Annotated in this window: 9 protein-coding genes; 5 read left to right on the plus strand and 4 right to left on the minus strand. The window is 35.7% G+C overall.

The window, feature by feature from the left end:
* Window positions 1-144 precede the first annotated feature (144 nt).
* The gene (locus tag Bccel_RS23960) at window positions 145-1,479 is read right to left on the minus strand and encodes a PTS transporter subunit IIC (protein ID WP_036935071.1); all 1,335 of its coding nucleotides are present in this window, start codon (window positions 1,477-1,479) and stop codon (window positions 145-147) included.
* Window positions 1,480-1,707: 228 nt separating this feature from the next.
* On the opposite strand from Bccel_RS23960, the gene Bccel_RS23965 reads away from it, so the two are divergent.
* Both Bccel_RS23965 and Bccel_RS23970 read left to right on the plus strand, forming a co-directional pair.
* Complete coding sequence (locus Bccel_RS23965; RefSeq protein ID WP_036935069.1) at window positions 1,708-2,601, plus strand: hypothetical protein; 894 nt, start codon at window positions 1,708-1,710, stop codon at window positions 2,599-2,601.
* Window positions 2,602-2,873: 272 nt separating this feature from the next.
* Complete coding sequence (locus Bccel_RS23970; protein WP_036935066.1) at window positions 2,874-4,472, plus strand: dockerin type I domain-containing protein; 1,599 nt, start codon at window positions 2,874-2,876, stop codon at window positions 4,470-4,472.
* Window positions 4,473-4,508: 36 nt separating this feature from the next.
* Here Bccel_RS23970 and Bccel_RS23975 read toward each other — a convergent pair whose 3' ends face one another.
* Both Bccel_RS23975 and Bccel_RS23980 read right to left on the minus strand, forming a co-directional pair.
* Window positions 4,509-4,829, minus strand: a complete 321-nt coding sequence (locus Bccel_RS23975; RefSeq protein WP_050753787.1) for an S-layer homology domain-containing protein — start codon at window positions 4,827-4,829, stop codon at window positions 4,509-4,511.
* Window positions 4,829-8,482 carry a fibronectin type III domain-containing protein gene (locus Bccel_RS23980; RefSeq protein WP_050753788.1) on the minus strand — a complete coding sequence of 1,218 codons (3,654 nt, stop codon included), beginning with the start codon at window positions 8,480-8,482 and terminating at the stop codon, window positions 4,829-4,831. The genes Bccel_RS23975 and Bccel_RS23980 overlap by 1 nt, the downstream gene beginning before the upstream one ends.
* A 280-nt stretch (window positions 8,483-8,762) precedes the next feature.
* On the opposite strand from Bccel_RS23980, the gene Bccel_RS23985 reads away from it, so the two are divergent.
* Window positions 8,763-9,881, plus strand: a complete 1,119-nt coding sequence (locus Bccel_RS23985; protein WP_081926651.1) for a glycoside hydrolase family 43 protein — start codon at window positions 8,763-8,765, stop codon at window positions 9,879-9,881.
* Window positions 9,882-10,016: 135 nt separating this feature from the next.
* On the opposite strand, the gene Bccel_RS23990 is transcribed toward Bccel_RS23985, so the two are convergent.
* Window positions 10,017-11,180 (minus strand): hypothetical protein, encoded by a 1,164-nt coding sequence (locus tag Bccel_RS23990; RefSeq protein ID WP_050753789.1) that lies wholly within the window; start codon window positions 11,178-11,180, stop codon window positions 10,017-10,019.
* Between the two features lie 601 nt (window positions 11,181-11,781).
* Between Bccel_RS23990 and Bccel_RS31780 the strand changes: the two genes are divergently transcribed.
* Both Bccel_RS31780 and Bccel_RS24005 read left to right on the plus strand, forming a co-directional pair.
* The gene (locus tag Bccel_RS31780; protein ID WP_242857044.1) at window positions 11,782-12,348 is read left to right on the plus strand and encodes a hypothetical protein; all 567 of its coding nucleotides are present in this window, start codon (window positions 11,782-11,784) and stop codon (window positions 12,346-12,348) included.
* A 321-nt stretch (window positions 12,349-12,669) separates the two neighbouring features.
* Window positions 12,670-13,833: an MFS transporter gene (locus Bccel_RS24005; protein ID WP_036935060.1), complete on the plus strand. Its 1,164-nt coding sequence runs from the start codon at window positions 12,670-12,672 to the stop codon at window positions 13,831-13,833.
* Window positions 13,834-13,897: the final 64 nt, after the last annotated feature.

The raw sequence follows: 13,897 nt of genomic DNA on the forward strand, positions 1-13,897 counted from the left end.
TTAACTCCAATTTAAAAAACTAAATTCTTTACTTTCTATTTATTTCCAAATTCTATTTCATCATGCATTATAACATTAGTTGTTATACGTGTAAATAATAACCTTACACAATCATCTACTTATAACAAATAAAAGCAGTGCCACTTATCCATTCCTTGCAATTTTCCTGGTTAAGTAGAATATAAGTATAAAAGCAGGAATTAGCAATATGGCATAAAAATTTCCCATGAAAAGTTTGAAAATCCACACCCTAATTACATTTCCTCCATCAAGAAAGCTGGTAAATGTACCTGTGTAATTCGGGAGCTTGTAATTAACGCTACCCGCAAGTTTTGTATACACGACAGCCATATTAGAGGCTGTGTAAAGATGTATTGCCACAATTGGAATTCCTATTAAAAAGGAGCGGATAACGTTTCCTTTTGTTGCAGCACAAACAAGTGCAACAGACCCCATTATATTGACCAAATCTCCTAGTGGAATAAATTTGACACCTGGCAGAACGAAAGACAATATCAATGCCACAGGCATTAATAGAATGGCAGTTACAACCACTGATGGAATACCCACAAGAACCGCAACATCAAGGGCAATATAAGTTCCTCCTATACCTGGAAACCGTCTTTTAATAAATTCCTTCATACCATCAGATATAGGTATCAGTGAAGTACCTACAATATTGGCCATTTTAGGCAGAATATAAATTACAGCCGCAATACCGAAAGCCAGCTCAGCTATTTTCCTAAATTCATAACCCCCACCCAAGCCAAGTAGAACACCTATTACGAATCCGATTATCATAGGCTCTCCTGCAAGGCCAATCTTTTCTTTCATTTTTTCAGGGTTTGCATCTATTTTATTAATAAATGGCACTTTATCAATAAGCTTGTTTCCTAAAACACCGAAAGGAAAATATGTTGCAGCTGAAAGTGTAGGTATGGATATGCCATCCATGCCCGAAAATTTATTGACTAATGGTGCACTCCAGTCAGCTATTTTAAGGGTTATAATACAAATTAAAATTGTGGCCAGGGAAGAAAGAAAAACATTTTGTGTTACATTATAAACCAAGGCACCTGCAAATATAAAATGCCAGTAATTCCAGATGTCTATATTCACCGTTTTTGTTAGCTTTGTTACCAGTAAAATTACATTTACCACCATAACAAGAAGTATGAATACTGGTGCAAGCCCGAAGGACCAGGTAATAGCAGCTAAAGGCGGCCAGCCTGCATCAAGTATGTTAAGTTGGAGGCCTGTCCTTTTAATCAAAGCTTGTATTATAGGATTTATTATTGCTACGAAATAATCGAATACAATAAATATTCCTATGAATCCTATTCCTATCGTAAAGGCTGATGTTACAGCAGTTTTCAGCTTTATCCTAAATATAAGGGCAAGGCTGAATATTATGATCGGCAACATGACATAAGGTTTAAAGCCGAGAAAGTACATTGCTGCTTGTTTAAAAATTTCCATTTTTATTCTCCATTTTTTTAATCTGTATATCAATATGGTATATACATAAATATTTTTATAACACAGATGCTTTATTAATGTCCAGATAATTTTGCTTTTAATCCTATTTGCTATGCAGCACTGATAGATCTAGCTGCGTAAATTGAGATTGACATATTATAACAAGTATAGTATGATTGACACATAGAATCATCAATCATAATTTACAAAACTAAGGAGGAATATTAAGTGTATAGGAAATTTTTAAGCATTATATTTATAGTAATCCTTATGACAGCCTGCATACCCAACACTTTGTTTGCAGCAGAACAATCTGAGTCTAAAGTTATGGTGGTGGGCCAGAGCTTTGAGGTAGGAATTGACCATATGTGGTATAGCCAAAACCCGGACATTGTGGAAATAGAGTATAGGCCATGCCCTGCGTTTCAAGGCTGTACACATGATTATGCCATTGCAGTGGCACCTGGTACAGCAATATTAAAGTCCTCTAATGGATACGAGATTATGGAGATAAAGGTTATACCCAAAGACACCGATGTGTTTAAAATTTGTGGATATATCGTTCCGGATTTTACATATCCGGATGAAGTTGCAAATGAAATAAGAGAAAACTTTAGGGTTGAAGTAGTTGGTACTGGTAAAAGTACTCTCACTAACTCAAAGGGATATTTTGAAATAAGTGATATATCAAAAAAATCAGCAAATTACGTTGTAAGAATAGACAACGTCGGCTATCTGGACAGAGAAATAATCATTTCATCAGCATTTGGGGACTGTCAGATGTCTTCAATCGATTCACCTATTAAAATGTGGGCAGGAGATTTCGCTGTAAATAGTGCACCTGATAATGTAATTAATATGAATGATGTTATAGGATTGATAAACTCAGAATACTTTAACACCTACAGTGAGATTCATAGATACAGACCTATATGTGACTTAAACTTGGACAATGTACTTAATATGGGAGATGTTATAATTTTGGCAAAATACTTTGGTAAAACCTCCGAAGATTATCCGAAACCGGAATTAAAATATTCTTCAAATTCAGCAGAAACTCCTTTGCCGGAACATACTCCAACAGTTGTACCATCACCTACACCTGTTGTTAAAGAACCATAGTATGAAGTAGGTTCCAGGCTGGCAAATAATCACAGGAGCTATCCTAGATATTAGGATAGTTCTTTTTATTATAAAAGAACTATCCTCCGCAAAAATGTATATAGTTGTATTGGTCACTTTTCAATAACAAAATATTTAGTAAATAATTATTTACGTTTTTATGTTATACATGGTTGAATCAGGAGTCAATTAGATATAAAATAATATATATCAAAGTATATTAAAAAGAAGATATTATTTATGTAAATTGATTTTTTATTGGGAGGGTAGTAATGAGAAAAAATTTCTGTTTACCAAAGTTATTTGTTGTTCTTGCTTTAATTCTGGTATTTTCAGTATTGGGAGGAGCCAACAGTTTTGCTGTTTTGCCGGCTGAAACAATTGGGGAAGATGAGTTTCTATTTATTCACACTCATACTTATACCGAAGGTATAGGAGATGTTGGTGAGTATAAGGTTATTGATTCTCCTACATATTTTTATTGGGCTGATCAAAGAAAATTAACAAGCTATGATGAAGTGCCTGGCTATAATGCCAAAATAAAAGTTATAGTGGGCTCGGAAAGAAGAATTGCCGGCACAGCTGGTATAGGTTCAGCTTCAGAGCTGGCTGTATATGACACATTAACTGTAAAAGATAAGTTTTCTATAGATTATGATTTGTCAGTAAACTTTTATATGAATAACGAATGGAGAAAGGTTAAACTTGGCGATACATGGACTCAAACAGTTGAAAGTGCTCCTGAAACAGGTAACGGCAAGATTCGCACAACATACACAATAACAAACTTTGGTATTCACAAAAAATCAGACATTATAGCACCCGGAATTACAACCCCAACACCCCAGCCCACACCTACACCCAAACCATCTCCTAAAAATTATAGTATAAGCGGCTATTTGAGTTCTGAATCATTACAACTTGCTCAAGATTGCCATGATAATTTTAAGATTGAGATACAAGGACTAGGGCTGTCTGCATTAACAGATAAGAGCGGATATTTTAAGATTGATTCAATCCCTGAAACCAGCTCACCTGGCAGCTTATATTTGGTAACAATAAGTAAAGCCGGTTACCTAAAGAGATCATTATTAACCCAATTATCAGAGAATATTGAGATAGGTTCCCCTTTGCAGCCAATACCAATGATTCCTGGAGACATAAATACCGACAGCGTTATTAATATGTCAGATATTGTTTTACTGGCTAAGTCATTTAACACCATACCATCAGACGTAGGATTCAATTCTGCAGCGGATTTTAACTATGACAAAGTAATAAACATGGGTGATGTAGTTATAATCGCTAAAAACTTCAACGCAACTTCTGCAGATTACGTTAATCCAACAATAACTGGTATAAATAATATAAAGCTATATAAAGATGATTATACGGCTATTATTCTTAGAGAAGGTCAAGGTTTAACATGGGATTACTCCATAAGCAATGAAAATGTAATTAAATTTCAATTAAAGCAAACCGGAACTTTACAATATTCTGAAGGATTACCTGGAAGTACATGGTCGTTCAAGGCAATTAATGAGGGAACTGCTACGATTACTTTCACTTCTTCCGCTGGAAAAGTTCAAAAGTATAATATTACTGTAACTGATGATAAATATGATATTACTGTTAAGAAAGATGAGACCTTTGACATACCCCTTCGAGAAGGCGGAATTGCAAGCACAAAATGGGATTATGTTATTGGTGACGAAAATATAGTTAAGCTTGAATCCAAAAATGTAATATATCGCGGGATAGATTTTGCGGATATAAAATGGACTTTTAAAGGAATTTCAAAAGGAACTACTTCTATAACTTTCACTACCAATAGAGGAGATACAATAACATTTCCCATTACAGTAACTTAAATTTTACTAATTTGACACATCTTTTCCGAGTAAACTTCAGCGATCCGCAATCCTGCTTAAAAGAACTGCAGCTTCTGCTCTTGTTGTATAAGCCTTTGGTGCAAGAGCATCCGATTCTTTTCCTGCCAGGATCTTTTCACTGTACAGGGAGGCAATGCTGGGAACTGCATAGGATGATACCTTTGATACATCGTTAAAAACTTTCAAAACATCTGGTTTACTGCTTTTTAAAGGTTTATCCATTGCCATTAGTGTCTTGGCTATCATGACTGCAGCATCCTCCCTGGTTATGGGCTTATTTGGATAAAAATAGTTACTCGGGCTGCCCGATATAATCCCAAGGTTTTTGGCAGTCATTACCTCCCTATAATACCAGTCACTTCCCTTACATCGGCAAATGAGCCTGCAACAACCTCCTCAGGTTTAAACATCCTGATTAGAACGGAAACGAACTCAGCACGGGTTATTTTATCATTGGGATAAAACTTATTCTTAGCTTTTCCCTTTATTATTCCCCTTTCAGATAGGCTTTCTATAGCTGATTTTGCCCAGCTTACTTTACCAAGGTCATTGTATATGGTACGGCTTTTGGTTGATACAGATTTGGAACTGCTGTAACTGCTGTATCCGTTTTCGTTATAAGAACGTATCCTATAGAAAAACTGCTGATTGGGACTTAGTCCTTTATCAATATAGCTGATTGTATTGGAGGGCAGCTTTACTATTTCTGCAAACTCACTGCCGTTTTTCCTTCTTTCTACAGTAAATCCCATCTCCGTACCTGAGTTGTCACTCCAGTCTATCCTGATTTCAGATGATGAAAGTGCAGTAACAGCAATATTTGATGGGATCTCCGGTTTTTTCAAAGAAACGGTTATTTCCGTGCTATAGGAATAGCTGTTGTTAGTCGAATTGAAAGCCTTTATCCTGTAAGTATATGAAGTACTGATGCTTAAATTTCCTATTGTATGACTTGTAACATTCTGTGAGAGAGAAGCAATTTCAGTCCACTTTCCGCTTGATTTATCCATTCTCTCCACCTTAAACCCACTCTCATTATTTGAGTTGTCCTTCCATGTCAGTTTGATAGAAGTAGCAGTTACACCTAAATATGTCAAATTGTCTGGTGGAGCAGGTATGCTTGCTACAACAGATGCCACAGACGAATATGGAGAATAGATCTCATCATCTCCAAGAAACGCCCTCACCATATATGAATATTTTTTACCTTCAATAATTCCTGTATCATTAAAATTTCTAGTATTGCTTTCAACTATAACAAGAAGTTCCCACTGCATGCTATCGGCAAGCCTCCAAACTTCAAAGCCCGATTCATTCAAAGTATTATCAACCCAGCTTAATTCAATTCCCTCCGAGCCTGCAGCCTGAGCTGTAAGCCCTGTCGGTGCCGCTAAGTTGGTACACATGATGCCTGCCTCCTCAGAATAATCCGATTCATTGTATGCTGTTTTAGCCTTTATCCTGTATGTGTACTTCAAATTGGGAACAAGATTTATATCGGACCATGATGTAGCATTAACTGCAGTCTTTCCAGCTTCATAATAATTTCCGTCCTTGGTTTTCCTTTCAATTACAAAGTATGAATCCGTTGAATTGGAATACCATGAAAGGTTTATCTGGGTGGATGAAACCGCACTTCCTATAAGATTTGATGGAGAAATAATTTTTGTATAAGCACCAGTTCCCGTATCATCATTTGGATAGGTTTGGGAATAAACATTGGAAGAATAATACACCTTGACCCTGTAAAAATACTGAGTATTGCTGCTTAATGCAGCATTCTCATAACTCAGCTTACCTTCAAGGGAAGCAATTTCTGCCCAGGTCCCTGTATCTCCGGTCTTTCTCTCTATGACAGTTCTGTAAGTTCCAGGTGCCGAAAGAGACCATGCAAGATTAATCTGATAGGGTGAAATTACATCAACATCCAGTGAAATTGGCTTAACTATTGTGTTAATTGTTGTGGACACCTCATTGGAATAAACCGTTAGATTCGTTGCTGAATTCATAAGAAGAATTCTATAGGTATATACGTGGCCGCTTGTAACATTATAATCCGAATAGCTCGTCTTATTAGCTTCAACAACGCTTATCCTCTCAAAACTTCCTGAGTCTGTCTTCCTCTCTAGAGCAAATCCTACCTCTCCTGTGGCAGTATCAGTCCATGAAAGGTCTATTCTGGATGAATTAACAAGGCTTAAATTCAGGGTAGAAAATACTGTGTAGGCTTCCTTTCCTGTATTATTAGGATATGCAGCGGAATAAATGTACGATCCTGACTTTGCCCTGATCCTGTAAAAGTAACGAGTGTTTGGCTGAACTGTGTAGTCGTTGTAGCTTAAAACCCCGGAAGCCGCCTCATATATTTTTATCCAAGTTCCGGATTCCCCTGTCTTTCGCTCTATAACAGTAGCATAAGTATTTGACACCGAATAGGTCCATGTAAGCTTAACGGTATTAGCAGAAATAACCCCAGCATCAAAAGAATTAGGAGCTCTTACTGTATTTGGAACAATTGTTACTTCATTGGATGATGCTGCGGAATTTCCAAGATGGCTATTTGCCCATACCCTGTATGTATATGTATAATCGCTTGATACTGTATTGTCCTCATAGGAGACAGCATTTGCAGCAACAGTCCCTAATAAAACATAGCTTCCTGTATCGGTCTTCCTTTCAATGCTGAACCCCGTTTCATTAGTTGATTGATCAATCCAACTTAGTATAATTTGCGTATTAGATTCAAGAGATAGTGAAAGAGATGCCGGTGCCTGTGGCAGTACAGCGGTTATTTGGCACTCGGTACCTACATCCTTATTGTTTTCCGAATCAAATGCCGTTATTCTGTAGTAATAATTTTCATTTGAAGTAACAATAAAATTGTCGGTATACGATGTTGAATCCTTTGGAAGCAATGCAATCTCTGAATAGCTTCCGCTTCCTGTCCTTTTTTCTATTTTAAGCTGGGAATCATTCCCCTCTATATTTGTCCAGCTCAAGCTGATGCTGGTATTGCTGGAGAATTGTGCTGCCAGATTTCTAGGTGCAGCAGGTTTTGCTACAGATTCCGATATGTTGCTGTATCCAGTATATTGGCTGGTACTCTTTGCTGCAAGTCTATATCTGTAAACCCCGGCTGTTGGAAGGACATCTACCGCAGAGGTACTTCCGGCTAAAAGCTGGGTGGAAAGCGTTTGCCATTCTCCCCATGAAGTTGTGTATTTGGATCTTTGCAGCTCAAAATTGGATATGTAGCCAAAGTTTCCCCATGATATAGCTGCTGTTCCATTATTTACAGAGGCAATTATAACAGGCGGGTCAATGGGAACTATGCTCACAGCGTCTCCATCCAGGGAGCTATGACCGTTTGAATCTATTGAAACCACTGTATATTGATTTTGCAGGTCCAAAATAAGATCGGGATCAATAAAAGAACTTGTGTATACCGATCCGGCAACAGAAACCAGGCTTCCTGTGCCACCAATCCTTTTAATACTGCTTCCAGTAAGAGCCTTCGAATTATTCCTCCATGTGATTGTAACTTGATTTGTATTTATATTAAAGCTTGCAGCAATATTACTGGGCTTAAGCATCTTATCTGTTGTAACGACAGCACTGGCAGATACCAGTTCATCCGTCATTTCCTGGTCTGAATAAGCCTTTATAGTGTAAATGTAGCTGGTTTCAGGGGTAAGGCCTTCTCCACCAGTTCCCGTATCTGAATAACTTGTAAAATACCTATCGCTGTTAATATCTACAGTTTTTATCAATACATCACCATCACCACTGTTCCTGAGTATCTTATAATATATACCACCATTGACCATATCCCAGTTCAAATTGATCTCTGTGTCAGGGTTAGCTGCAGATACTGCCGCTCTTACACCAAAATCTGCGTAGGATATGGTACCAGTCAAAAATAAAATTGCTGCTGTAAATGTGGTCAATATTCCCAGCTTTATTGTATATTTAATCGAATTATTCATCATGGCATACCCCCAAATACACGTATATATAATTATTTCGGCTTTTTGTGCCTATTTGATTATGGTTATTGCTAAGGTATTTTTGATCCTGCTAAAATTAAAAGTGTATATGGACTTAATTTTATAAGGAATAATTTCCCGTAAAGCATTCACTTATATGGGAGTACAATTATTAAGGAATATATGGTACTATATAGTAGAGAACATTAATTCTGATTTTAATAAGCATACCTATTAATAAGGGCATATCAAAAAATACCTAATTCAAGGGAGGCATTTCTAAATGAGTTTTTCGAAAAAGGCAGTTGGAATTATTCTGTTAACATCATTACTAACTCTTTCATTTAGTTCTTGCAACGACAATTCAAAAGCACCTGAAAATACTGAAGTTACATCTGATGCTGACAAAAGCAGCGAATCTCCCGAAGTTGAAAAGCCAAAGGCAATTGAGCCAAATAAACCATTATTTACAGACGTGTTTTTTGCTGATCCGTCCGCTCATGTATTTAACGATAAGCTCTACATTTATCCGTCCCATGATATAGACAGTGGAATACAACCAAATAACGATGGTGACCAGTATGCGATGGAAGACTATCATGTACTTTCCATTGATGATTTTAATTCATCTTGCGTTGACAATGGCCAGGCACTTCACTTAAAAGATGTTTCATGGGTAAAAAGACAAATGTGGGCACCTGATGCTGCATATAAGAACAATACATATTATTTATATTTCCCTGCAAAGGACAAGAAGGATATTTTCAGAATCGGAGTTGCCACCAGTACCAGCCCTACAGGTCCTTTCAAACCCGAAAAAAACTATATACAGGGAAGCTTCAGCATGGACCCTGCTGTATTTACCGATAATGATAATAAATCATACATGTATTTTGGCGGTTTATGGGGCGGTCAGCTGGAAAAATGGAAGACTGGCAAATATGACAGCAATGGAGCAGCACCCCAGGGCTCGGAGCCTGCACTTGGGCCAAAAGTAGCTTTAATGAACGATGACATGCTAACCTTTAAAGAATCACCTCAAGAGGTTTCAATTGTTGATGAAAACGGAAACCCCATACTTGCAAGCGATGAGGATAGAAGGTTTTTTGAAGGTGCCTGGGTTCATAAATACAATGATAACTATTATCTCTCATATTCAACAGGAACTACTCATTACATAGTTTATGCCATGAGTAAAAATCCAAAAGGGCCGTTCACCTATAAAGGCAAGATTTTAAACCCAGTAAAGGGCTGGACTACCCACCATTCAATCGTCCAATTCAAGGATAAATGGTATATGTTCTATCATGATGCCTCAGTATCAGGCGTTGACCATAAAAGGTCTATTATGTATACAGAATTGTCATATAACAGCGATGGTACCATAAAGCCAATAAATTAGGAAGTTTGCTATTATTTGTGCCAGCTGTATCAAAATGAATTTGATATGGCTGGCATTATTATTTTAATTTGAACTAACTGATATGAAATCAAACTGTTGTAAACAATAAGTGTTTTTATTTATGTACTAAATTCTTTAATTTATATCAACTTTGGTAGTATACTCAATAATTTTCTGAGATTCTACATCTACATAAAACTCCCTGGATCCTAAACCATTTACATTTTGGCTGCCGTCAGGAAAAACATCAATAGACAGTATGACTTTATACCTGCCTTTTTTATCAGTACCTGTACAGGAAAGATAGATCTGGCCTAGAGATGATTTATAAACCGGCATAAACCAATCATTTTTAGAGTCTATAACTGCATTGAATTTTCTGGCAACCAAATCAATGGCTTTTTGCTCCAAGTTGTCGGAAGAATCAGCTCTTCTTAAATCCAAAACAACTTTGTCATTCTTTGCATCTTTTATAAGCAACTTTTGACCTAACAAATAATATGAATATCTGGCTATTTCCTTTCTATCGGCACCATAAGCCACAATAAAGGGCTTGGAACCCTCATCATTCTTTAATATTGAGAATCTAAAGGATTTCTTGCCAGACCATAGTGCCCTCCCTTCTTCTCTGAAGGAATATATCTTATCATTGATATCTAAATACTTCCCTGACAAACGTTGAAGCTCTATACTTTTAGCCAATTCACTTGAGTATTTGACAAACTTAACCTCCTTATCAAAATACTCTTTATTAATATTAATTGTAGCTGTCATGCTTTTATAGTCACTGCTTAAATCAAGTTTAAATTCCATAGGTGATCCTGTATTATCACCCGTACTCTTAAGAGTATATTTATTCTGTCCATCTTTAATAACCTCTGTTATTTTAATGCCTACCCCTGTATCCGGAAAATTTCTGCTAACTATATAATCATTTTTGACTTTAGTAACACTTATAAAACTTTTAACACCATATAACCTTACAGATTCCTTATCCCTTAAATCATACCATTTACCCTCCAGCTTGGATAAAAGGTTAATATCCTCAGCATCCAACAAACTTGATTGTTGATTTGTATCAGATGCATTTGCATTATTTTGAATTGATTCTTTTATTGTATTTGAAGGCTCAGTACTTGTGCCCTCCTTCTTTTCATATGGAGTTACATTACTAGCAGGCTTATCGGTATTTGAAGCATCCGTCCCTTTTTCACCTTTAATCTCATTATTGGAGCAAGCAGCAAATGAAAATACCTGTGCAGTTAGCAATAATAATAAAAATACTTTTTCATATAACATTTCCTCCCACACTTTTAATATAGCACCAATATCCACTTGTGTGTAGATGTTGGAAGAATTATATTTCCTAAGACAATTTCAAATTTAGACTAATTTTACTTTTTCTTGGAACAAATTGCGTTTGTTTTCGTCTAATATATATGTTTAGGAAAATGTTATGCAATAATTAAAAATGTAAAATGCTTATTACATAACTTATAGTTAATAAAAAACAGCTAACGAAGGGAGCGTTTAACTTGAAGAAGGCACATATTATTTTATTATCATTAGTCTTTATTATATCAGGGTTGGCAGTATATTTTCTAATGATACAAAAGTTACCAAACACAGATGCTTCATTCCCTGAATCCTCAAACAATGGGATAAGTCCAGTAGTCAAGGTAACCCCAGGGACATCAGATATACCAGTTATAGGCAGCATCTTAAATGAAACAGAAGATATGGAAAGCAATCAAATTGACGAAGCTACAAAAAAAGAAATGGATAAGAGATTAGAATCAATTGTAAGTATAAAATCAACTTCATCCAATCCCTATGACTATATTAAAAACAATAAGGATTTTGACTATCTGGTTCAACAAAAAAATGCCGGCTTAAATATATGCTCCAAAAGTTTAAGGCTTCCAAAGAAAACGGACTTAGAGAATATATTATGGCAATTGCATGTTCAAAGATACTTAATGAAAATCCTGATGAAAAGAAATGGGACACGGGTAAAGGATGGTATGAACAATATGCCTCAAAAGAATTCATTATAAAAAGTAAATCTCTTAAGGAAATATATATTCTGGCCCTGGATTCCATGATGCCTGTCGATGAAGGTTTAAATAGTGAAATGAAGTATATATCGATTGATGGTACAAAATTAGAATACATAAATGAGAGTGAAAAAGCCGAAATACTAACATACTTTAATAAAAAGTACAATATAAAGACAATGGATGCATCTTTTGAAAAACTTCAAGAAATGGGTATGGTTAAAGACATAAATAGCATTGAAGGAATATTATTAACTATAAGTAAGGTTGAAATTGCAGACAAAAACAGTGTTATTGTTAATGGTTATAAATTTAAGTCCGGTTTAGGTGCTGTAGGAGTTCAGAGTAAAATTATTAATAAAGATGGCAAATGGAAAGTAGAAAGTAAAGGTATGACTTGGATAAGTTAATCTTTATATCCTGTTTATTGCATGGTTAGTATTTACATGACTGCCAATACAACTTATAATAATATATAAGAGTTTACGAAAAGGAGGAAGTGGCCTAAAATGTGTCGTTATGTTATCCTCACAACTGATTTGAGCCTATCTGAAGGGGTATTCTGCCTTTTTTCAGGTTGTCAAATCAATTGCATACGGGATAATTAATGAGTTTGAAAACCACTTTTTCAAAATAGGATATTAATACTTTGTTATAAGATTTGCAAAAAAAAGGAAAAGGTTTTACAGACCTATTTCCTTTTTTTATTTTTTTTTTTAAGGAGAAAAATCATGAAAGATTATTTAAAACAGATAATAAAATTACCGACAATAGTAAAATTCTTTCTTTTATCAGAGCTGGTTATGGGCCTTGGTATGGGTATCTGGAATTTGAACTTAAATTTCTTTCTATCTTCAAAGGGCTTGGGATCGGCGGAAATTGGTAAAATAGTTTCTATTGGAACATTTTCCACTGCCTTGTTTGCAATATTTTGCGGGTACTTTTGCGACAGGGCAGGATACAAAATAAGCATGATTTCAGGATGTGCCATAAAAATATTATCCATGCTCCTTACTGCAGCTGCTGCATCACATACTCTTCTTTACACAGGAAGGGTACTAAACGGACTTGGTGATTGCCTCATAATGGTATGCATATATCCCTACATAACATCTCTAGTGTCGGAAAAATCCAGAAATATTGTGTATACTCTACTTTTTTCTATAACTATGCTATCACCCTTTTTTGGAAGCATAGCCTCAGGAGTATTGTATAAACATATAAACTCCTATGGTTCATTAATAATTATAAGTACATTTATAGCAGGTACAGCATCATTACTAAGGCTAATTCTTCCAGGACATTTAAAGGGAAATCCAGCCCCTTTAAAACTCTACTTGCCTAAAAGCAAATTCATAATATTTTACCTTATATATGAATTTTTAGGGTATAGCAGTTACTTTCTTGCATACTCCATGCTAAACCTTATATTCATGGACTTTATAAAAATCTCGTATGAATTTACTGGATTTATATTAGGTTTAATGAAACTGACATCTGGAGTTGCTATTTTCTTAGTTCCGGTTATTGCACAAAGGTTTAACAGGTTTAATACAAACACTGCTGTAATTTTACTTCTCAGCTTCCTATACTTTATCATGGTCTTCTCAACAGGCAACGTTTTCCTGTTGCTGGTAATCATCACTGAGATGATGCAATGCACTATGGCAGGCCTGATTGACGGACCTGTTTTAGATAAAGTACCGGTTGAAGAAAAAGGCAGTTTCTCGGGATTAAGATTGCTGCTTATAAACGTAGGTACCAGTATTGGAATTTTAGGTGCCGTATGGCTAATTGATTTTAGTCACGGATATTGGATTATCTATATTGCAGCTGTTTTTCTTTCATTAGCTCAGCTATTTCTATTTGTGTTTGGAATCAAGGATGAACTCTGATAAAATATATATTAATACATAGTAAAGGCTCAAGGAATGCTATCATCCCCAAAGGTATTGGAAG

It is taken from the genome of Pseudobacteroides cellulosolvens ATCC 35603 = DSM 2933, assembly GCF_001262605.1.
Classification (GTDB): domain Bacteria; phylum Bacillota; class Clostridia; order Acetivibrionales; family DSM-2933; genus Pseudobacteroides; species Pseudobacteroides cellulosolvens.